Origin of the sequence: uncultured Jatrophihabitans sp., assembly GCF_964252635.1 — a bacterium.
GTDB lineage: Bacteria > Actinomycetota > Actinomycetes > Mycobacteriales > Jatrophihabitantaceae > Jatrophihabitans.
This window is the reverse complement of record NZ_CAXUNP010000010.1, coordinates 58,212-77,757: the sequence shown is the minus strand read 5'-3', so window position 1 is coordinate 77,757 and position 19,546 is coordinate 58,212. Positions and strand designations below refer to the sequence as shown.

The window sequence follows — 19,546 nt, the reverse complement described above, 5'->3', positions numbered from 1 at the left end:
TCGGCTCAGAGCGCGTTGAGGTCGACCCGGGACAGCCGCCTGGTCAGCCGCGTCGACACCCGGCTCAGCGCTCGGAGGGCCTTCGCCTCCGGCGTGACGTGCACGATGGGCCGCCCGGCCGTCGCGGCCCGGACGAGCTGCCGCGCCACCTTCTCGGGCGGATAGTTGCGTCGCCGGTAGGACGCGATCTGGTGCTCGCGCAACCGGGCCGCCGTCACCTCGTCCACGCCGACGTGCACCGTCGTACGCGAGATGTCGGTGTCGATGAAACCGGGGCAGACCGCCGTCACGCTGATGCCCTCGCCGACCAGCTCGGCCTGCAGGCACTCGGTGAGCATGAGCACCGCGGCCTTGGTTGTGGCGTAGGCGGGATAGGCGATCGACGGCGAGTACGCGGCCGCGGACGCGACGTTGACGATGCGGCCGCCCTGGCCGCGCTCGACCATCTGGGCCGCGAACAGTCGGCTGCCGTGGATGACCGACCACAGGTTGACGTTGACGACGCGTCCCCACTCGGCGGCGGGCGTGCCGAGGAACGGCCCGCCGATGCCGATGCCGGCGTTGTTGACCATGACGTCGGGGACGCCGTGCTCGGCCCGGACGTCGCGGGCGAAGGCCTCCCAGGCGTCGACGTCGCCGACGTCGAGGTGGGCCGTCCAGGCCTGCCCACCCAGCTCGCGCAGCTCGCCCACGGTCTGTGCAGCGGCACCGTCGTCGACATCGGCGATGAGCACGTCGGCGCCCTGGCCCGCGAACTCCAGCGCCGTGGCCCGCCCGATCCCGCGCGCCCCGCCGGTGACAACGACGAACTTTCCGGCGTACCGGCCGTGTGTCGCGGGTTTCGGCGACCGAGGCGCCTGACGTCCGTCGATGAACTCGGCGGCCAGCCGGGCGATCACGTCCGGCCGCTCGCTCACCACCCAGTGCCCACCGGCGACGTCGGTGACGGTCAGGTCGTCGACCCACGGGCGGGCGGACTCGACCGCGAAATCCCGTCCGACGTAGGGATCCCTGCGCGGCACGATGATCTGTACCGGGATGGTCGTGCGGACGGGTCTCGGCGCCCGGCTGACGTTGGCGCGGTACAGCTCGAGCCCGTTGATCTTGTCGGCCAGGCTCCGCTGCGGTTCGTGGTTGCTGCGCCGCGAGCTGCGCGGGCCGCGGGCACCGAGCGCGATCAGCCGGTCGAGCAGCCCGGAGCGGGCGGCCAGCTCGGGCACGCGCGGCAGCTGGAACAGCCCCACGTAGTAGGAGTGCGCGAGTTGCCGCAGCTTCGGACCGGTGCCGTGGCGCAGGTCCCGCAGCCAGGCGCCGGCGTAGTCGAGCGAGGGCGCGGAGATCGACGTGTACGACGTGATCCGGCCCTGCAGCGACGGCGCGTGGACCGCGGCCCAGCCCTGCACCGATCCCCAGTCGTGGCCGACGACGTGGACCGGCGCGTCGGGGCTGACCGCGTCGACGACAGCCGTGAAGTCCGCGACCAGCCGCTCCAGGCGGTACGCACCGGTCTCGCCGGGCTGGTCCGAGGCGCCGGTGCCGCGCACGTCGTACTGCACGACGTGGAAGCGCTCGGCCAGCAGTGCGGCCGCGCCGTCCCAGACGCTGTGGTTGTCCGGGTAGCCGTGCAGCAGCACGACGGTGGGGGACTCCGGTGCGCCCGACTCGTAGACGGCCAGGCTCACCCCGTCGGCGGACTTCACGTATCGCGGCGCCACGCTCATCGGCTCAGTGAAGCATTCCGCGCGGCACCTCGCGACGGGCCCACGTCAGTCGCCGGCGCCGTGCCCGGGCGTGACCTGCTCACCGGACGCGACGGGCCCCGGCGGCGTGCCGTCGCCGAACGGGCGGCCGCCCAGTGCATCGCGCCCGTGGGCGGTGAGCCAGCCCGACGTGTCGGGCCCGAGGGGCACGATGCCCGACGGGTTCAGGTTCTTGTGCACGCCGTAGTAGTGCTGCTTGATCTGCACGAAGTCGGTGGTGTCACCGAACCCGGGGGTCTGGAACAGGTCGCGGGCGTAGGCCCACAGCACCGGGAACTCGATGAGTTTCTGCCGGTTGCACTTGAAGTGGCCGTGGTACACGGCGTCGAAGCGGGCCAGCGTCGTGAACAGCCGCACGTCGGCCTCGGTGATGGTGTCGCCGACGAGGTACCGGCGGTCGCGCAGCCGGTCCTCCAGCCAGTCCAGCCGCGTGAACAGCTGCGCGTACGCCTTGTCGTAGGCCTCCTGGGACGTTGCGAAACCGCACCGGTAGACGCCGTTGTTGACGTCGGTGAACACGAGCTCGGCGACCTCGTCGATCTCGTCCCGGTGCCGCGCGGGATACAGCTCCGGCGCGCCGTCACGATGCAACGCCGTCCACTCCAGCGACATGTCGATGGTCATCTGCGCGTAGTCGTTGGTCACGACGGCACCGGTCGCGACGTCGACGAAGGCCGGAACGGTGATGCCGCGCGGGTAGTCGGGATCGCGCGCGAAGTAGGCCTGCTGGATGCGTTCGATCTTCAGAACGGGGTCGACGCCGCCCGGGTCGAGGTCGAAGGTCCAGCTGCGGTCGTCGTGCGTCGGCCCGCAGATGCCCTGCGAGATCGCGGACTCCAGACCCAGCAACCGGCGGACGATGGTGGCGCGGTTCGCCCACGGGCAGGCCCGGGCCACGACCAGCCGGTAGCGGCCGGCCTCGACCGGGTACCCGTCACGGCCGTCGGCGGTGATGCGCGTGGTCAGGTAGTTCTGGTCACGCTGGAAACTGCCGTCCGTTCCGAGGTCCTTCGTGTCGGCCGCCACCGGGTCAGCCCTGCGCCTCGAGCGAGACCGGCTGCCACTCGTTCCACGTGGCCAGGCGCGACTCGTAGTCCTGGGTGGCGATCGACAGCGGCGCCTCGCCGAAGAACACGCGCAGCGGTGGGTTCTCCGCGTCGACGATCTTCAACACCGCAGCGCCGCTGGCCTTCGGGTCGCCGGACTTGCTGGTCCGCTGCGCCCGCTGGTCGGCGAAGTGCTGGCGCACCTCGTCGTAGTCCGACAGCTGGGTGGCGTGCTTGGCCGACGCGCCGCCCCAGTCGGTCGAGAAGCCGCCGGGCTCGATGAGGGTGACCTTGATGCCGAAGCTCTCGACCTCCTGGGCGAGGGTCTGGCTGAAACCCTCGAGCGCCCACTTGGACGCGTGGTAGGCGCCGACCATGGGGAACGCCGAGATGCCGCCGATGGAGCTGACCTGCAGGATGTGGCCACTGTGCTGGGCGCGCAGGAAGGGCAGCGCGGCCTGGGTGACCCAGACCGCGCCGAACAGGTTGGTCTCCATCTGATCGCGCAGATCCTGCTCGGACAGCTCCTCGATGAGCCCGAACTGCCCGTACCCGGCGTTGTTGACCACGACGTCGAGACGACCGAAGTGGTCGTGCGCCTGCTTCACGGCGGCGAAGTCGGCGTCGCGGTCGGTCACGTCGAGCTGGATCGGCAGCAGCCGGTCGCCGTAGGTCTCGACGAGGTCGTCGAGGGTCGAGGTGTCGCGGGCCGTCGCGGCGACCGAGTCGCCGCGGTCGAGGGCGGCAATGGACCATTCACGGCCGAAGCCGCGGGATGCACCGGTGATGAACCATGTCTTCGTCATGCCGTCGTCCTACCCGGTTGGGACGCCCGCACCCCGTGACGTGGGTCGTAGTGCCGCGACCTTCGCGCAACCGACCGCGACCCCGGCAACGAGCACGGGGATGACGCCGAGCGCCACGGCCAGCGAGGTGAGGTGCGCCAGCTGCCCGATCAGCGGCGGCCCGAGCACGAAACCAGCCCAGCCGAGCCCGGACACGCCCGCCACCCCGACGCCGGGGTGGATGCCGGGCAGGCGGCCGGCCGCGCTGAACGCGGTCGGCACCACGGCGCCGAGGCCGAGGCCCAGGGCGAAGAAACCGACCACGCCGACGGCCACGTCGCCGACGAGCAGCGCGGCGAGGAACACGAGGGCCGCGATCCCGCAGAGCAGGGGGAGCAGGCGATGCACCGGCATGCGGGTGATCAGCCGGTCCCCACCCACGCGGACGACGAACATGGCCAGCGCGAACGCGGTGTAGCCGAGCCCGGCGGCGGCCGCGTCCCCGCCCAGGGAGTCGCGCAGGTAGACCGACGACCAGTCGGCGGACGCGCCCTCGCAGAGCATCGACGCGAAGGCGATACCACCCAGCGCGAGCATGCCCCGCGACAACCGTCGGACGGGGGCCGCCGGCTCGGGCGTCGTGGGTTCGGCATCGAGCCCCGTCGTGGCGTCGGCCGCCACCGGCGGGGTCCGGGGGGTGCGATCGGTGAGCATCCGCGCGGTCAGCAGGCCGGCCACCACCATGACCGGGACGCCGAGCACGAGCAGTTGCACCGACAGTGCCAGCCCGACCGCCACCCCGAGGGTGCCGGCGCCGGCGCCGGCGAACGCGCCGATGCTCCACCACGCGTGGATGCCGTTCATCAGGCGGCGCCGTCGCGCGCCCTCGACCGCGATGGCCTGGGTGTTCATCGACACGTCCAGGACGCCCTGGAACAAGCCCCAGAGGAACAGCGCGAGCATCAGCCCGACGAGCGAACCACTCACCCCGACGAGCGGGCCGGACAGGCAGTACCCGACGAGGCCGACCTGCACGACCCGCCGGCTGCCCAGCCGCGGAACGAGGCGGGCTGCGAGCCCGATGGCCGCCACCGATCCGATCGGCGTACCGAGCAGGGCGATGCCCAGGCTGCCGTCGTTGAGCCCGAGGGAGGCCTTGACGTGCGGGATGTGCGCCGTCCACGAGGCGAACAACAGCCCGTGCACGAAGAAGACGGCGACCACGGCGACCTGCGCACGCTTCCCGGAGCGCGCGACCGCCCCGACCTGCTCCGTCGTCGCCACCGTTCGACCCTACGGTCGTCGACCGACGGCGGGGGAGCCGGCGGCGGGCGCGGGGCAGACTCGTGCCGTGCCCGAGCTACCCGAGGTCGAGTCTGCCCGTGCCGTCATCGAACGCTCCGCGCTCGGCCGGCGCATCGCCGACGTCGACGACCGCGACACCTACGAATGCCGGCCGCACCAGCCCGGCGAGCTCCGCGAGGCGCTGGTCGGGCGCACGCTGGCCAGCGCCAACCGGCGCGGCAAGCTCATGTGGTGCGAGACGTCCGGCCTGGGCCGCTCCCGGACGCCGGGCCCGTCGCTGGCCCTGCACCTCGGCATGGCGGGGCGCATCCTGGCCACGCAGGGGGCGACGACCGACGAGGGCGGTGACTACGCCGGTCCCCGGGGGCGTCCGCAGCAGGGCTCGGCCACGCGCAAGCCCGAGTGGGACCGCTTCACCATCACCTTCACGGACGGCGGCACGCTGCGCCTGTTCGACAAGCGTCGCCTCGGCCGCGTCTACCTCAACCCCGACGTCGACGCGCTCGGCCCCGATGCCGGGGAGATCACGGCAACGGACTTCCGGGCGCGGGTCGGCCGGGGCACGTTGCCGATCAAGGCGCGACTGCTCGACCAGGCCACCCTGGCCGGCGTCGGCAACCTGCTGGCCGACGAGGTGCTGTGGCAGGCCGAGATCTCACCGCGCACCGAGGCGGGTCGACTCACCACCGACGACCTGGCCCGGTTGCGGCGCGACCTGCGCAAGGCCATCCGCCACGCGATCCGGTTGGGCGGCGTGCACCACGGGGAGATCATCCCGTACCGCGCCCGCGGCGAGCACTGCCCGCGCTGCGGCGCCGAGATGGTCCGCGGGACGGTCGGCGGGCGCACGACCTGGTGGTGCTCGAAGGAGCAGGCATGAGCCGGGCTCGTAGCCGCTGACCTTCCGCGCTTGCCGCGCTAGGGTCGGCGGACCGGCGCATCCACGACCCCGGGAGTGTTCTCGTGACCGATGTAGCCACCTCGATCCAGGACCTCGTGGACGCGCTGCCGCCGGGCGTCGTGCTCGCCGACGAGGACGGCCTCGACAAGTACCGCTGGGACCGTGCCCTCGACCCGGCGGCCGAGCGCCCGCTGGCCGCGGTGCGCGCCGAGTGCACCGAGCACGTGCAGGTCGCCGTGCGGTGGGCGGCGCGGCACGGGGTGCCGGTAGTGCCGCGCGGTGCCGGGAGCGGGCTGTCCGGCGGCGCGAGCGCGCTGCGACACGGCATCGTCGTGTCCACCGAGCGGATGCGTGCCGTCACCGTCGACCCGACCACCCGGGTGGCCGTCGTGCAGCCGGGGCTGCTCAACGCCGAGGTGAAGCAGGCCGCGGCCGGGTACGGGCTCTGGTACCCGCCCGACCCGTCGTCATTCGAGATCTGCTCCATCGGCGGCAACGTCGCGACCAACGCCGGCGGGTTGTGCTGCGTCAAGTACGGCGTCACCACCGACTACGTGCTGGGCGTCGAGGTCGTGCTCAGCGACGGCCGGGCCGTGCGCTTCGGCGGGCCCCGGCTCAAGGACGTCGCGGGGCTGTCGCTGCACAAGCTGTTCGTCGGCAGCGAGGGCACGCTCGGCATCATCACCAAGGTGACCCTGCGGCTGTTGCCTGCCGCCCCGCCGGCGCACACCCTCGCCACCTGGTTCGCGACGACCGAGGACGCGACCGCGGCCATCCTCGACATCACCTCGCAGATCCGCCCGTCGATGCTCGAGTACATGGACCGCGCGTCGATCAACGCCGTCGAGGACCACCTGCACATGGGTCTCGACCGGGACGCGGCTGCGCTGCTGGTCGCCCGCACTGACAGCGGCGACCCCCGCGAGATCGCGGTGATCACCGAGGCGTGCGAGCGACACCACGCCACCGAGGTGCTGTCCACCGACGACGAGCAGGAGGGTGAGCTGTTCGTCGCCGCGCGGCGCGCGGCGATCCCCGCGGTCGAGCGGCACGGGCGGCTGCTGCTCGAGGACGTCGGGGTGCCGTTGCCGCGACTGCCCGATCTCGTCGCCGGTATCGAGCAGATCGCATTGGCGCGCGAGCTGACCATCGCGCTCATCGCGCACGCCGGCGACGGCAACACCCACCCGCTGATCGTGTTCGACCCCTCGAAGGCCGAGATGGCCGCGCGGGCCCAGCTGGCGTTCGGCGAGATCATGGACCTCGCCATCGCACTCGGCGGCACCATCACCGGCGAGCACGGCGTCGGACGTATGAAGCAGCCGTGGCTGGAGAGCCAGGTCGGCCCGGACGTGCTCGACGTCATCCGCCGTGTCAAGGACGCCCTCGACCCGCAGCACATCCTCAACCCGGGCGCCATCCTGCCCTGACGTCGGCCCGTCTTCAGGTGATCAACACGCGTTCTGCAGGTCCGTACGCCTGCAGAACGCGTGTTGATCAATACAGGTCAACGGTTCTTGCGCGCTGCGGACAACCAGCGGTCAGACGACGCCGGCGGCGCGCGCGACCGATACGGCATTCCCCTTGACGAGCACGTCCAAAACGACGTCCTCGTCGCGGTAACGGCCGAGCCGCTCGAACGCGGGGTGGGCCTCGATGACGTCGTGCACCTCGTCGCCGGACAGCGGGTAGTCCGGCGCCGGGTGCCGCCAGTGCACCGCGACGAGCGAGCCACCGTCGCGCAGGCTCGCCGCGACGTGGTCGACCGCGGTCCGCAGGTCGGTACGGTCGAGGTAGTAGCCCACCTCGCTGAGCACGACGAGGTCGGCGGGCTCGTCGGGCCAGTCGCCCGGCAGCGCGCCCCGGCGCACCTCGACGTTCGCGCGGTCCGCCGTCCGTTCGCGCGTCCGCGCCAGCGCGGAGTCCACGACGTCCCAGGCCACGAGCCGGTCGCATCGCCCGGCCAGTGGCACCGTCAGCTCGCCGTTGCTGCAGCCGGGCTCGAAGACGGTGCCGAACGACGCCGAGGGCAGCGCGGCGAGGACGAGCGCACGCTTGCGCTGCTCGTACCAGCCGTCGGAGATGCGCCAGGGATCCTCGTCACGGGCGTACAGGTCGCGGAAGTACTGCTCGGGCAGGCTGGGGGTCGCCGACGCGGAGGACATGCTGTCGTCCTGCCCGTTCGACCAGGCCGGGCAACCGGCCCGGGTGTGCCGTGCCCGTCCGAACAGCCAGCTGTGCCGTGTGCGCGACACGCCTAGGTTCGGTTCATCAGCCGCATCCGGCCCCGAGGAGAACGCCCATGTCCGAACCGGACGACACCGACGACGCCCGCAGCGAGATCCAGGAGGAGCGCCGCGACGAGGCCGAGGAACGCAACCCCGACCTGCACGGCGAGGCGCTCGAAGCCATCGAGGGCAACGAGGACGGCAGCGGCCGCACCCTGGGCTGAACGCCCGCCCACCGCATCGACGAGGGAGAGCACTTGACCCAGCCCGATGATCTCGCCACCACCGAGCAGCTCGAGGAGCTGCGTCGCCTCGCACCGGACAGCGAGATCCCGGACGGCATGCGCAGCGCCGAGGCCGAACAGCGCCTCGTCGAACTGCGCAGCCAGTAGGCGCGGCCGCACCCGGACACGACGTCCGCGATAGCCACCGCCCCCGGTCGTGCGCGTCTCGCCAGGCGGCGTGGCTACCGTCGAGGGATGACCACACCTCGCACGCAGCGCGTCCCCGTCCCGGAGCGCATCGGCACCACCAAGGACTCCGAGCGCGCCGGGTACCGGACGGCGGTGCGCCTCAACGGTGGCCCGAGCCTGTCGCCGGAGCAGTGGGCGCGTGGGACCTTCGAGCGCGCCCCGTCGATCGTGCGCTACATGCTGCTGTTGGGCTGGCGGCTCGCCTTCCGCCTCCGCCTGGGGTCCCGCACGTCCGCCGGCACCGTGCTGGGCTGGTACGTCACCGAGAGCTCGGCCGACCTCGCCACCGTGTCGGCCGGCTCGAAGCTGCTCGAGGCCCAGCACCACTTCCTGCGCGACAGCGACGGCATCGTCTGGGTGACGCTCGTGCGTGCCCACACCCGGGCCGGTCGCCTCGTGTGGCGCGCCATCGCCCCGATGCACGAGCTGTCGATGCCGCTGCTGCTGCGCTGGGCCGCCAGACACCCTGGGGTCTGACAGTGACGCGCGAGCAAGGTATCTTGACGTCAAGACATCTGCGATCGTCGAACCCCGGGGAGTGACCGCGACCATGGCCAAGATCATCTATACGCACACGGACGAGGCGCCGCTGCTGGCCACCTACTCGTTCCTGCCGATCATCGAGGCCTACGCCTCGACCGCCGGGGTCGAGGTCGAGACGCGCGACATCTCCCTCGCCGGGCGCATCGTCGCCCAGTTCCCGGACCGCCTGACCGACAAGCAGCGCCAGGACGACGCGCTGGCCGAGCTCGGGGAACTGGCCAAGACACCCGAGGCCAACATCATCAAGCTGCCGAACATCAGCGCGTCGATCCCGCAGCTGAAGGCCGCGATCAAGGAACTGCAGAGCCAGGGCTACGACCTGCCCGACTACCCGGACGACCCGAGGACCGACGAGCAGAAGGACGCCCGCGCCCGATACGACCGCACCAAGGGCAGCGCGGTCAACCCGGTGCTGCGCGAGGGCAACTCCGACCGCCGGGCCCCGGCGTCGGTGAAGCAGTACGCCCGCAAGCACCCGCACCGGATGGGCGCGTGGACGCCCGAGTCGCGGACCAACGTCGCGCACATGGACGCCGACGACTTCCGCGGCAGCGAGAAGTCGGCCGTCCTGCCCGCCGACGACACGCTCACCATCACCCTGGCCGGCGACGACGGCAGCACGACCGTGCTGCGCGAGTCGGTACCGGTGCTGGCCGGCGAGGTCGTCGACGCCACCACGATGCGCGTCGGGCCGCTGCGCGAGTTCCTCACCGCGCAGATCCAGCGCGCGAAGGACGAGGGCGTGCTGTTCTCGGTGCACCTCAAGGCGACGATGATGAAGGTCTCGGACCCGATCATCTTCGGCCACGTCGTGCGCGCGTTCTTCCCGGACGTCTTCACCCGCCACGGCGACGCGCTCGCGGCCGCCGGCCTGAGCCCCAACGACGGTCTCGGCGCCATCCTCAGCGGCCTCGATTCGGTCGACGGCGGCGCCGAGATCAAGGCCGCGTTCGAGCAGGGCATCCAGGACGGGCCGGCCCTGGCCATGGTCGACTCCGACCGCGGCATCACCAACCTGCACGTGCCCAGCGACGTCATCGTCGACGCCTCGATGCCGGCCATGATCCGTACGTCCGGCCACATGTGGGGTCCGGACGGCGACGAGGCCGACACGCTCGCCGTCATCCCGGACTCCAGCTACGCCGGCATCTACCAGGTGGTCATCGACGACTGCCGCGCGCACGGCGCGTACGACCCGGCCACGATGGGCTCGGTGCCGAACGTCGGGCTCATGGCGCAGGCCGCCGAGGAGTACGGCTCGCACGACAAGACCTTCGAGATCCCGACGACGGGCACGGTCCGCGTGACGAACGCCGCCGGTGAGGTCGTGCTCAGGCACGTCGTGTCCGAGGGCGACATCTGGCGCATGTGCCAGACCAAGGACGTCCCGATCCGCGACTGGGTCAAGCTCGCCGTCACCCGTGCCCGCGCCACCGGCTCGCCGGCCGTGTTCTGGCTCGACGAGACGCGCGCACACGACGCGGTGCTCATCGAGAAGGTGCGCGAGTACCTGCCCGAACACGACACCGACGGCCTGCAGCTCGAGATCATGGCCCCCGTCGACGCGATCGCGTTCTCCCTCGAGCGCATACGCAAGGGCGAGGACACCATCTCGGTGACCGGCAACGTGCTGCGCGACTACCTCACCGACCTGTTCCCGATCCTGGAGCTCGGCACGTCGGCCAAGATGCTGTCCGTCGTCCCGCTCATCAACGGCGGCGGGCTGTTCGAGACCGGCGCCGGCGGCTCGGCTCCCAAGCACGTCCAGCAGCTCGTCAAGGAGGACTACCTCCGGTGGGACAGCCTGGGCGAGTTCCTCGCGCTGGCCGTCGCCTTCGACCACCTCGGGCAGTCGACGGGCAACGCGCGCGCCCAGATCCTCGCGGACACGCTGGACCGTGCGACCGCGACCTTCCTCGACGAGAACCGCTCGCCGGGTCGCAAGCTCGGGACCATCGACAACCGCGGCAGCCACTTCTACCTGGCGCTGTACTGGGCGCAGGAGCTGGCGAGGCAGACCGACGACGCCGAACTGGCGTCCGCGTTCCGCGAGGTCGCCGAGGCCCTGGGCAGCAACGAGCAGCAGATCATCGACGAGCTGCTCGCCGTGCAGGGCTCACCGGTCGACATCGGCGGTTACTACCGCCCGGACGGTGCGAAGGCCTCGGACGTCATGCGCCCGTCGCCGACCCTGAACCAGGCTCTCGCCCTGCTCTAGGCGGGTTCGCGCCGGCGGTACGGTCGCACCGTGGCCCATCTCTACAACACGGCGTCCCTGACCCCGTCCAAGCTCGAGCTGCTGCAGGCGTTCGCACCCGGACGGTCGTGGTTCACCGACGGTGGACCGCTCGGGGTGGTCGGCGCGTACCGGTGGGACGACCCGGACGGTGAGGTCGGTATCGAGATCCACCTCGTCCGTTCGGGCGATCGGGTGTTCCAGATTCCGGTCACCTACCGCGCGGCGCCGCTCGACGACGCCGTACCGGTCGGCACCACCGAGCACTCGGTCCTGGGCCGGCGCTGGGTCTACGACGGGTGCACCGACGCGGTGTCCGTCCGCGCGCTGGCCACCGCCCTGTGCACCGCAGCACCGCAGGCCGAGGTGGTCCTCGAGGACGGTTCCCACCGCGAGCCGTCGGTGCTGACGTCCGTCGAGGGCGATCGCGGGGCGGTGCCGGTCATCGACGACGTCACCGCCGTCGACGAGGACATCAGCACCCTGATCCGCGCCGGCGGGTGCGAGTTCGTCCTGCAGCGCCTGCTCGGGCCCGACGTGCCCGGCCGGGCCCGCCTCACGGGCAGCTGGGACGGGCAGCCTCCCGTCGGTCTCGCCGCCGTACGGGTATGACCGCCCCCCGTTCGGTCGCGGTGCTGTCCGACGTGCACGGCGTGCTGCCGGTGCTGTCGGCCGTCCTCGACGAACCCGACGTCCGCGCCGCCGACCTCGTCGTCGTGACCGGCGACCACGCCTCCGGCCCGCAACCCGACGCGGTGCTCGACCGCCTGCTCGCCGAGGGCGACCGGGTGCGCCTCGTACGCGGCAACGCCGACCGCGAACTGGTCGCGCTGCGCCGCGGCCAGGACATCGACGTGCCTGACGAGATCACGCCATGGGCGGCCGAGCAGCTCACCGACGACCACGTCGACCTGCTGGCCGGGCTGCCGCACCCGCTCGTCCTGGACGTCGACGGGTTCGGGCCGGTCGTCTTCTGTCACGGCACCCCGCGCCGCGACGACGATATCGTGCTCGTCGACTCGCCCCTGACGCGCTGGGCCGACGCACTGTCCGGGCTGACCGACGAGCAGCGCACCGTGGTGTGCGGACACACGCACATGCCGTACGTCCGGCTCGTCGATCGCCGGCTCGTCATCAACGCCGGCAGCGTCGGCATGCCCTATGGGCGTGCGGGCGGCGCCTGGGCCCTCCTGCGCGATGGTGCGGTGACCCTGCGCCACACCCGGGTCGACGTGGACGCCACCGTGGCGGCGGTCGTCGCCGGGTCGACCTACCCGGACCGGCAGGCCTGGGCCGACGAGTACGTCCGGTCTGCCAACAGCGACGCGGACGCGATCGCCGCCTTCACCCCGCAGGGCGACCGGCCGTGACCGGCCCCGCCCAGTTCTTGCCCGCCGGCCGGGCCCACGAGGCCGGGGGAGCGGTGGTCGTGGTCGACGTGCTGCGTGCCTTCACCACGGCGGCGTACGCGTTCGCCGGGGGAGCGTCGGCGATCTGGCTCGTCGATACCGTCGGCGAGGCCCTCGCCTTGAAGGCGGAGCGGCCCGGCCTGCTGGCGATGGGCGAGGACGGCGGCCGCCGCGTGCCGGGGTTCGACTTCGCGAACTCGCCCTGGGAGGTGTCGCAGGCCGAGCTCGACGGTCGCGAGCTCGTACAACGGACCTCGGCCGGCACGCGCGGCATGGTGGCAGCGTCCGGAGCGGCCCGGCGGTGGGCGACCGGCCTGGTGTGCGCCACCGCCACCGCCCGCGCGGTGGCCGCGGCCGGGCTCGGTGCCCCCGCCTACGTGCTGACCGGTGACCGCGGTGCCGACCACCCCGGCGAGGACGACCGGCTGACCGCGGAGCTGGTCGAGCGGGTGCGCACGGGGGAGGCGATCGACGCGGACCGGACGGCACGGGCGGTGGCGACCAGCCGCGAGGCCGAGGTGACGCTGGCGCTGGGGCCGGGCCACGTCGACCCGCGCGACATCGAGCTGGCCGTCCGCGTCGACGCCTTCGACTTCGCGATGGAGGCCCGCCCGACGGACGGCGGGCTGCTGCTCACGGCCGGCTGACCCACTGCTCGCGTCCGACGGTATGCAGACCCGCGTGTCTGGGCCCGCGCGTCTGCACACCGTCGGCGTCAGAAGGCGTCGCTGGGCAGGTCGGCCTCGTCGTCCCGCAACGCCTGCACGATGCGGGCCGCCACCTCGTCCGGCGACTTGCCCGCTCCGAGCCGGGGCGAAATACCGGCAACCGGGCGCGACGCCAGGCCGGTCTCGGTGTGCGGCGGGCGGACGTCGAGCACGCGGACCCCGGCCCGGCGCAGCTCCCGGCCGGCGGCGCGGTCGAACGCGGTGAGCGCGGCCTTGGACGCCGCGTAGGCCGCCATCCCGGGCAAGGGCGTCTCGGCGACGACGGCGCTGAGGTTCACGACCACGGCGCCACGACCGAGCTGCGGCGCCACGGCGCGCAGCAGGCGCACCGGCGCGATGACGTTGACGAGCAGCAGCTGATCGAGGGTGTCGTCGTCGAGCTCGGCGACGGCGCCGAACGCGACCACGCCGGCCGCGAAGACGACGACGTCCAGCGGGCTCGCGGCAACCGCGGCGTCCACGATCCGCGCCGGCGCAGAGGGGTCGACGAGGTCGGCGGACACCGAGCTCAGCACCGACGCGGTGAGCTCGTCGGCCAGGGCGGACAGCCGGGTGGCGTCGCGGCCGCTCAGGCTGAGCCTGGCGCCGTCGGCGGCCAAGGCCCTGGCCAGCGCCGAGCCCAGCCCGCCCGTCGCGCCGACGACCAGGACGTGCGCACCCGAGATCTCCATGTCGACACCCTGACAGAGGTCATGGGGTCATGCTGCGTCCGGATGCTGTCGACGCGCACATCCGGGGCCCTGGTCAGTCACCGTCGGCGCCGATAGCGTCCAGACCGTCCGGGCACCGCCGCTCGCCGCACTCGGGCCGTCTCCGACGCGCGAGCACGAGAGGTGGCACCCACATGCCCGACATCCAGACGGTGCGAGGTCCGGTCCCGACGGAGGCGCTGGGCACGACGCTCATGCACGAGCACGTCTTTGTGCTCAGCGAGGAGATCCGCCGCAACTACCCGCAGACGTGGGACGAGCAGACGCGGGTCGGTGACGCCGTCACCAGGCTGCAGGCGCTCAAGGACCGCGGGGTCGACACCATCGTCGACCCAACGGTCGTCGGGCTGGGTCGTGACGTCGAACGGGTGGCCCGGGTCAACGAGCAGGTCGACATCAACATCGTGCCGGCCACCGGGCTCTACACCTACAACGACGTGCCGTTCTTCTTCCACTACGTCGGGCCCGGCACGCTGTTCGAGGGCGACGAGCCCATGGTCGCCATGTTCGTAGGGGACATCGAGGACGGCATCGCGGGCACCGGCATCAAGGCCGCGTTCCTGAAGTGCGCCATCGAGGACCAGCTGACCCCGGGCGTCGAGCGGGTGATGCGGGCCGTGGCCGAGACGCACAAGCGCACCGGCGTTCCGATCACCGTGCACACCAGCGCGCCGCACCGCACCGGGCTCGCGGCGCGCGACGTCCTGCGCAGCGAGGGTGTCGATCTGTCGCAGGTCGTGTTCGGCCACAGCGGCGACAGCACCGACCTCGACTACCTGCGCGAGCTGCTCGACACCGGCGGCTACCTGGGCATGGACCGGTTCGGCCTCGACGTCCTGCTGCCCACGGACCAGCGCGTGCAGACCGTCGCCACGCTCGTCGAGCAGGGATACGCCGACCAGCTGGTGCTGGCCCACGACGCGTCGTGTCACATCGACTGGTTCCCGCCCGGGTTCGTGGACGAGTTCGCCCCGAACTGGCACTTCACCTTCATCCACGACACGGTGCTGCCGGCCCTGCGCGACGCCGGCGTCACGGACGCCCAGCTCACCACCATGCTCGTCGACAACCCGCGCCGCTACTTCGAACGAGCGGGCACGTGAGCGTGCCCGCCGTGGTGCCCGTCCCGCGGTCGGCCGCCTACCCCTATCCGACGACCGGGATCGCCCGTGACGCGCAGGGCGTGGCGTACTACGAGGACCTGCCCACCTCGCTCGTCACCCTGCTGCGCGACCACGCCGACGACCGGCCGGACGCCGAGGCGGTCGTCGAGCTCGGCGGCCGGCGCCTGACCTACCGGCAGCTGTGGGACGCCGCCGCGCGGGTGGCCGGGGGTCTGCGCGAGCAGGGCGTCGGACGCGGCGACCGGGTCGCCGTCCGCTACCCGGCGGGGGTCGACTGGACGCTCGCGTTCCTCGGCACCGTGCTGTGCGGCGGCATTGCGGTCGCCGTCAACACCCGGTTGGCGCCGCCCGAGGTCGAGTTCGTGCTTGCCGACTGCGGTGCGGTCGTGGACCTCGCCCCCGACGTCGCCCTGCCCGACGGTGACCCGGTCGTCGTCGACGACCTCGGGCCCGACGACGTGGCCGCGTTCTTCTACACCTCGGGCACGACCGGGCACCCGAAGGGCGTCCCGACGACGCACCGCGCGTTCCTCAGCAACGCCCGCACGATGACGGTGTCCCTGGCGCTGTCCGACGAACCCGGCCCGGACCTGCGCACGCTGATCTCGGTGCCGCTGTTCCACGTCACCGGATGCAACTCCCAGCTGCTCGTCGCGCTCTACCTCGGGGGCGCGGCCGTCATCATGCCTGCGCTCGATCTCGCCGGCGTCGTCGACGCACTGGTCACCGAACGCATCTCCTTCCTGGTCACCGTGCCGGCGGTGTACGCGTTGCTGCTGCGCCACCCGCGGTTCGCGGCAGCCGACGTCAGCGGCGTGCGCTGGGTCGGTTACGGCGGGGCGCCGATCGCCCCGTCGCTGGTGCTCGACCTGAAACGGGCGTTCCCCAACAGCGCGGTCTCGAACGGGTACGGCATGACCGAGACGGCGTCGCTGATGACGGTGCTGCCCGACCACGACGCCGTCGAGCACGCCGACTCGGTCGGCTACGCCATGCCCGTCGTGGATCTGGCCATCGCCCCGCTCGACGGCGACCCGCTGACCGGTGAGCTGCTCGCCCGCGGCCCGAACGTCATGACCGCCTACTGGCAGCGGGCGGAGGAGACCGCGGCCACGGTGGTCGACGGGTGGCTGCGGACCGGCGACATCGTCTGCGCCGACGAGGACGGACGGATCCACATCGTCGACCGCGCCAAGGACATCATCAACCGGGGTGGCGAGAACGTGTCGAGTGTCGAGGTGGAGGGCGCGTTGGCCTCGGCGCCGGGCGTCGGGGAGGCCGCGGTCCTCGCGGTGCCGGACGACGTCATGGGAGAGAAGGTCGGCGCGGTGCTGGTCGGCGTGGACGGTGCCGACCCGGACGTCGAGGCGGTGCTCGCGCACTGCCGGGAACGGCTGGCCGACTACAAGATCCCGCAGTTCGTCCGTGTCGTGTCCAGCCCGCTGCCGCGCAACGCGGGCGGGAAGCTGCTCAAGAGCCGGCTGCGCGGCGAGGCCGACTGGGGTCCACCGCTGCGCTGACGGGCCTCGGGGCTCAGCGGCGACGGATGCGGATCGGTCCCTTGGCCGCCGACGGGTCGACCACCCGGCCGCCCTGGGTGATCTCGACCTCGCCCGCGGCAACGAGCCGTCGAGCGGCCCGGCGCGCCGGCTCCATGAGGTCGCGCCAGCCGTCCTCGGTGCCGACGGCCCGGGCGGCGTCCGACGGGCAGATCGTGCCGCTGCGCGTCGACAGCAGCTGCCGGATGCTGGCCTCGAGCTTCCGGTCGACGTCGGTGATGCCGTGCTTGCGGCATGCGGCGCTGCAGTAGCGGACCTCGTCCCAGTCACGCTCCCACTTCTTGCGCCACTGGATCGTGCGCCCGCACGACCGGCAGGCCTTGTCGGGCGGGGTCACTCGTCGTCGAGCCTGGCGAGCTGCTCGTCGGTCAGCTGCAGGTCCGCCGCGGCGGCCGAGTCCTGCACCGACTGCGGCCGCTTGGCGCCGGGGATCGGGATGACGACGGCGGACTGCGCCAGCTCCCAGGCCAGCGCGACCTGCTGGGCGCTGACACCGAGCTCGTCGGCCACCTGCGCGAACGCCGGGTGCTTGCTCGCGAGGTCCTTGGCGCTGCCCAGGCCGCCGAGCGGGCTCCAGGGCAGGAACGCCAGCCCGAGTTCGGCGCACGCGTCGATCTCCGCCGCACTGCTGCGGAACGCGGGGGAGAACTGGTTCTGGACGCTGACCAGGGCGTCGCCGAGGATGGCGTGCGCCTGGCGGATCTGCTCCGGGTCGGCGTTCGACAGTCCCACCACGGCGACGGCGCCGGTGTCGTACACGTCCTTGAGCGTGCCGACGGTGTCGGCGTAGTCGACCGAGGAATCGGGACGGTGGTGCTGCCAGAGCGCGATCTGCTCGACGCCCAGCCGACGTCGACTGTCGTCGACGGCCTGGCGCAGGTGCGCCGGCGACCCGTCCGTCGCCCAACCACCCCCGTCGGTCCGCACGTGCCCGGCCTTGGTGGCCAGCAGCACCCGGTCGCGCAGGCCCAGCTCGTCGAGCAGGCCGGCGATCAGCGTCTCGTTGGCGCCCTGGGCGTCGGGGCCGAGTTGCTCACCCGGCCCGTAGGCGTCCGCGGTGTCGAACAGGGTGACGCCCGCGTCGACGGCTGCGCGGACGGTGTCGCGGAGCTGGTCGCGGGGCTGGTCACCGGTCTGGTCGAAGGTCATCAGCCCGAGCCCGATGGCTCCGACCTCGTGCCGGCCGACGGTGTCGTTGCCCAGGGTGCGTGTCTGCATGTCCAGACCCTGCCCCGGGGTCGCGGTGTCGTATCAGTGGCGGCGCACGGGAGCGAGGCCGTGCACGAACGCGGCGCTGGCGGGCAGCGTGCTGGCCGCACTGCGGTCGTGTCCGGTGTGCGCGTCGTAGGCGTCGGCGTCCCACCCGCCGTAGGGCTGGCGCAGCTCAATCTCGGGGTACGTGCCCACCACCATCCGGCCCGCCTCGCGGCGGCGCCGCCCCGCCCGCACCCGGCGCCACACCACCAGGCAGGCCACCAGGGCGAGGAGCACGAGAGGGGCGATCATGGCGAGCCTTTCGACGCGCCGAACGTACGCCGCACCCGGGTGGCCCCGGAAGGTTCGCGACCAACCCGTTACGGGGTCGCGACCATCGCGAACCCCGACCCGGGCCGCCTCACGTAACGCGGTGCAGCCACCCGTGCTCGTCGTCGCGCCGGCCGAACTGGATGTCGACGATGTGCTGGCGCAGCTGCTCGCTGAGCCGGCCCGGCGACCCGTCGGCGACCGTGCACGCACGATCCGCGGTCTTGAGCCCGGTGATCGGCGTGATGACGGCGGCGGTGCCCGCGGCGAACACCTCGAGGATCGTGCCGTCGGCCACCCCGTCCAACACCTCGGCCAGGCTGACCTGCCGCTCGACCGGATTGAGGTCGAAGGACTTGGCGAGGGTCAGGACGCTGTCACGGGTGACCCCGGAGAGGATCGTGCCGCCGGCCAGCGACGGCGTCACCAGCTCGCCGTCCTTCGTCACGAGGAAGACGTTCATGGTGCCCGACTCGTCGATGCAGGTCTGGCCGTCGACCTCGACGGTGTACAGCACCTGGTCGCAGCCCTGCTCCTGAGCCTGCACCTGGGGGAGCAGGCTGGCGGCGTAGTTGCCGCCGCACTTGGCCGCACCCGTGCCACCCGGCGCGGCGCGCACGAACTCCGTCGAGACCCAGAGGGTGATCCCGGTGCTGCCTGCGGCGAAGTACGCGCCGGCGGGGGAGGCGATGACGCCGTAGAACACCTCGTCGGCCGGGCGGACGCCGAGGTAGGCCTCGGTGGCCACCGCGTAGGGGCGCAGGTACAAGCTGGCCTCGTGAGACCCGTCGGGCACCCAGTCGACGTCCGTGCGCACGAGCTGCTCGACGCTGTCGAGGAACATCTCGACGGGCAGTTCGGGCAGGGCCAGGCGGGCGGCGGAGCGGCGGAAGCGGGCGGCGTTCATGTCGGGCCGGAACAGGGCCACGCTGCCGTCGGGCTGGCGGTAGGCCTTGAGCCCCTCGAAGATCTCCTGGGCGTAGTGCAGGACCGCCGCGCTCGGGTGCAGGACGAGGGGTTCGACGGCGCGGACGTCGGCGTCGTGCCAGCCGGCGTCGCGGGTCCAGACGGCGCGCGCCATGTGGTCGGTGAAGTAGCGGCCGAACCCCGGGTTCCGCAGGATCGTCTCGCGGTCGGCCGCCGACACGCGTGTGGACGCAGGGACCACGCCGAAGCGCGGCACGGTGTCTTCGCTCATCGCTTCACTGTATCTCC

At 72.3% G+C, this 19,546-nt stretch carries 21 protein-coding genes; 11 read left to right on the top strand and 10 right to left on the bottom strand.

Going from position 1 to position 19,546, the window contains the following annotated elements:
• Positions 1–5 precede the first annotated feature (5 nt).
• From ACFFCA_RS06790 to ACFFCA_RS06775, 4 genes are read right to left on the bottom strand one after another with little or no spacing between them, the layout of a single operon-like run.
• Positions 6–1,721 (bottom strand): SDR family oxidoreductase, encoded by a 1,716-nt coding sequence (locus ACFFCA_RS06790; RefSeq protein WP_375483085.1) that lies wholly within the window; start codon positions 1,719–1,721, stop codon positions 6–8.
• 45 nt (positions 1,722–1,766) lie between these two features.
• Positions 1,767–2,786 (bottom strand): glutathione S-transferase family protein, encoded by a 1,020-nt coding sequence (locus ACFFCA_RS06785; protein ID WP_375483083.1) that lies wholly within the window; start codon positions 2,784–2,786, stop codon positions 1,767–1,769.
• A gap of 4 nt (positions 2,787–2,790) precedes the next feature.
• A complete protein-coding gene (locus ACFFCA_RS06780) occupies positions 2,791–3,612 on the bottom strand; it encodes an SDR family oxidoreductase (protein ID WP_375483081.1) in 822 nt (273 codons plus the stop codon).
• A 9-nt stretch (positions 3,613–3,621) separates the two neighbouring features.
• On the bottom strand, positions 3,622–4,875 hold the full coding sequence (locus tag ACFFCA_RS06775) for an MFS transporter (RefSeq protein ID WP_375483079.1): 1,254 nt from the start codon (positions 4,873–4,875) through the stop codon (positions 3,622–3,624).
• Positions 4,876–4,942: 67 nt separating this feature from the next.
• On the opposite strand from ACFFCA_RS06775, the gene ACFFCA_RS06770 reads away from it, so the two are divergent.
• Both ACFFCA_RS06770 and ACFFCA_RS06765 read left to right on the top strand, forming a co-directional pair.
• Positions 4,943–5,776 (top strand): DNA-formamidopyrimidine glycosylase family protein, encoded by an 834-nt coding sequence (locus ACFFCA_RS06770; protein ID WP_375483077.1) that lies wholly within the window; start codon positions 4,943–4,945, stop codon positions 5,774–5,776.
• An 83-nt stretch (positions 5,777–5,859) separates the two neighbouring features.
• Positions 5,860–7,227, top strand: a complete 1,368-nt coding sequence (locus ACFFCA_RS06765) for an FAD-binding oxidoreductase (RefSeq protein ID WP_375483076.1) — start codon at positions 5,860–5,862, stop codon at positions 7,225–7,227.
• Between the two features lie 111 nt (positions 7,228–7,338).
• On the opposite strand, the gene ACFFCA_RS06760 is transcribed toward ACFFCA_RS06765, so the two are convergent.
• A complete protein-coding gene (locus ACFFCA_RS06760; RefSeq protein ID WP_375483074.1) occupies positions 7,339–7,962 on the bottom strand; it encodes a class I SAM-dependent DNA methyltransferase in 624 nt (207 codons plus the stop codon).
• Between the two features lie 137 nt (positions 7,963–8,099).
• Here ACFFCA_RS06760 and ACFFCA_RS06755 point away from each other — a divergent pair, with 137 nt between their 5' ends.
• The 7 genes from ACFFCA_RS06755 (at position 8,100) to ACFFCA_RS06725 (ending at position 13,333) form a co-directional block, all read left to right on the top strand.
• Positions 8,100–8,249: a hypothetical protein gene (locus tag ACFFCA_RS06755; RefSeq protein WP_375483072.1), complete on the top strand. Its 150-nt coding sequence runs from the start codon at positions 8,100–8,102 to the stop codon at positions 8,247–8,249.
• Positions 8,250–8,282: 33 nt separating this feature from the next.
• Positions 8,283–8,417: a hypothetical protein gene (locus tag ACFFCA_RS06750; protein WP_375483070.1), complete on the top strand. Its 135-nt coding sequence runs from the start codon at positions 8,283–8,285 to the stop codon at positions 8,415–8,417.
• Positions 8,418–8,504: 87 nt separating this feature from the next.
• A complete protein-coding gene (locus ACFFCA_RS06745) occupies positions 8,505–8,975 on the top strand; it encodes a DUF2867 domain-containing protein (protein ID WP_375483069.1) in 471 nt (156 codons plus the stop codon).
• A gap of 73 nt (positions 8,976–9,048) precedes the next feature.
• On the top strand, positions 9,049–11,259 hold the full coding sequence (locus ACFFCA_RS06740) for an NADP-dependent isocitrate dehydrogenase (protein WP_375483067.1): 2,211 nt from the start codon (positions 9,049–9,051) through the stop codon (positions 11,257–11,259).
• 30 nt (positions 11,260–11,289) lie between these two features.
• Positions 11,290–11,889: a hypothetical protein gene (locus tag ACFFCA_RS06735; protein WP_375483065.1), complete on the top strand. Its 600-nt coding sequence runs from the start codon at positions 11,290–11,292 to the stop codon at positions 11,887–11,889.
• Positions 11,886–12,647 carry a metallophosphoesterase family protein gene (locus ACFFCA_RS06730; protein WP_375483064.1) on the top strand — a complete coding sequence of 254 codons (762 nt, stop codon included), beginning with the start codon at positions 11,886–11,888 and terminating at the stop codon, positions 12,645–12,647. The genes ACFFCA_RS06735 and ACFFCA_RS06730 overlap by 4 nt, the downstream gene beginning before the upstream one ends.
• Positions 12,644–13,333, top strand: coding sequence for a 2-phosphosulfolactate phosphatase (locus ACFFCA_RS06725; RefSeq protein WP_375483062.1), 690 nt, complete (start codon positions 12,644–12,646; stop codon positions 13,331–13,333). The genes ACFFCA_RS06730 and ACFFCA_RS06725 overlap by 4 nt, the downstream gene beginning before the upstream one ends.
• Before the next feature lie 68 nt (positions 13,334–13,401).
• Here the strand turns inward: ACFFCA_RS06725 and ACFFCA_RS06720 are convergent, their stop codons facing one another.
• Entirely contained in the window at positions 13,402–14,085 is a 684-nt protein-coding gene (locus ACFFCA_RS06720) for an SDR family NAD(P)-dependent oxidoreductase (protein WP_375483060.1), read from the bottom strand.
• A 173-nt stretch (positions 14,086–14,258) separates the two neighbouring features.
• On the opposite strand from ACFFCA_RS06720, the gene ACFFCA_RS06715 reads away from it, so the two are divergent.
• On the top strand, positions 14,259–15,227 hold the full coding sequence (locus ACFFCA_RS06715; RefSeq protein WP_375483058.1) for a phosphotriesterase: 969 nt from the start codon (positions 14,259–14,261) through the stop codon (positions 15,225–15,227).
• Between the two features lie 2 nt (positions 15,228–15,229).
• Positions 15,230–16,768: a class I adenylate-forming enzyme family protein gene (locus ACFFCA_RS06710; RefSeq protein WP_375483138.1), complete on the top strand. Its 1,539-nt coding sequence runs from the start codon at positions 15,230–15,232 to the stop codon at positions 16,766–16,768.
• A 13-nt stretch (positions 16,769–16,781) separates the two neighbouring features.
• Here the strand turns inward: ACFFCA_RS06710 and ACFFCA_RS06705 are convergent, their stop codons facing one another.
• The 4 genes from ACFFCA_RS06705 to ACFFCA_RS06690 all read right to left on the bottom strand — a co-directional run bounded on the left by ACFFCA_RS06705 (position 16,782) and on the right by ACFFCA_RS06690 (position 19,529).
• On the bottom strand, positions 16,782–17,144 hold the full coding sequence (locus tag ACFFCA_RS06705; protein WP_375483056.1) for a DUF3253 domain-containing protein: 363 nt from the start codon (positions 17,142–17,144) through the stop codon (positions 16,782–16,784).
• A complete protein-coding gene (locus ACFFCA_RS06700) occupies positions 17,141–18,025 on the bottom strand; it encodes an aldo/keto reductase (protein WP_375483054.1) in 885 nt (294 codons plus the stop codon). The genes ACFFCA_RS06705 and ACFFCA_RS06700 overlap by 4 nt, the downstream gene beginning before the upstream one ends.
• Positions 18,026–18,058: 33 nt before the next feature.
• Positions 18,059–18,313, bottom strand: a complete 255-nt coding sequence (locus ACFFCA_RS06695) for a hypothetical protein (protein WP_375483052.1) — start codon at positions 18,311–18,313, stop codon at positions 18,059–18,061.
• Positions 18,314–18,422: 109 nt separating this feature from the next.
• On the bottom strand, positions 18,423–19,529 hold the full coding sequence (locus tag ACFFCA_RS06690) for a branched-chain amino acid aminotransferase (protein ID WP_375483050.1): 1,107 nt from the start codon (positions 19,527–19,529) through the stop codon (positions 18,423–18,425).
• Positions 19,530–19,546 lie beyond the last annotated feature (17 nt).

Excerpts from the sequence above, each read along its gene's own strand:
- ACFFCA_RS06790 (WP_375483085.1), bottom strand. The coding sequence starts at position 1,721 with ATGAGCGTGGCGCCGCGATACGTGAAGTCCGCCGACGGGGTGAGCCTG.
- ACFFCA_RS06780 (WP_375483081.1), bottom strand. The coding sequence starts at position 3,612 with ATGACGAAGACATGGTTCATCACCGGTGCATCCCGCGGCTTCGGCCGT.
- ACFFCA_RS06760 (WP_375483074.1), bottom strand. The coding sequence starts at position 7,962 with ATGTCCTCCGCGTCGGCGACCCCCAGCCTGCCCGAGCAGTACTTCCGC.
- ACFFCA_RS06755 (WP_375483072.1), top strand. The coding sequence starts at position 8,100 with ATGTCCGAACCGGACGACACCGACGACGCCCGCAGCGAGATCCAGGAG.
- ACFFCA_RS06745 (WP_375483069.1), top strand. The coding sequence starts at position 8,505 with ATGACCACACCTCGCACGCAGCGCGTCCCCGTCCCGGAGCGCATCGGC.
- ACFFCA_RS06740 (WP_375483067.1), top strand. The coding sequence starts at position 9,049 with ATGGCCAAGATCATCTATACGCACACGGACGAGGCGCCGCTGCTGGCC.
- ACFFCA_RS06730 (WP_375483064.1), top strand. The coding sequence starts at position 11,886 with ATGACCGCCCCCCGTTCGGTCGCGGTGCTGTCCGACGTGCACGGCGTG.
- ACFFCA_RS06720 (WP_375483060.1), bottom strand. The coding sequence starts at position 14,085 with ATGGAGATCTCGGGTGCGCACGTCCTGGTCGTCGGCGCGACGGGCGGG.
- ACFFCA_RS06715 (WP_375483058.1), top strand. The coding sequence starts at position 14,259 with ATGCCCGACATCCAGACGGTGCGAGGTCCGGTCCCGACGGAGGCGCTG.
- ACFFCA_RS06700 (WP_375483054.1), bottom strand. The coding sequence starts at position 18,025 with ATGCAGACACGCACCCTGGGCAACGACACCGTCGGCCGGCACGAGGTC.
- ACFFCA_RS06695 (WP_375483052.1), bottom strand. The coding sequence starts at position 18,313 with ATGATCGCCCCTCTCGTGCTCCTCGCCCTGGTGGCCTGCCTGGTGGTG.
- ACFFCA_RS06690 (WP_375483050.1), bottom strand. The coding sequence starts at position 19,529 with ATGAGCGAAGACACCGTGCCGCGCTTCGGCGTGGTCCCTGCGTCCACA.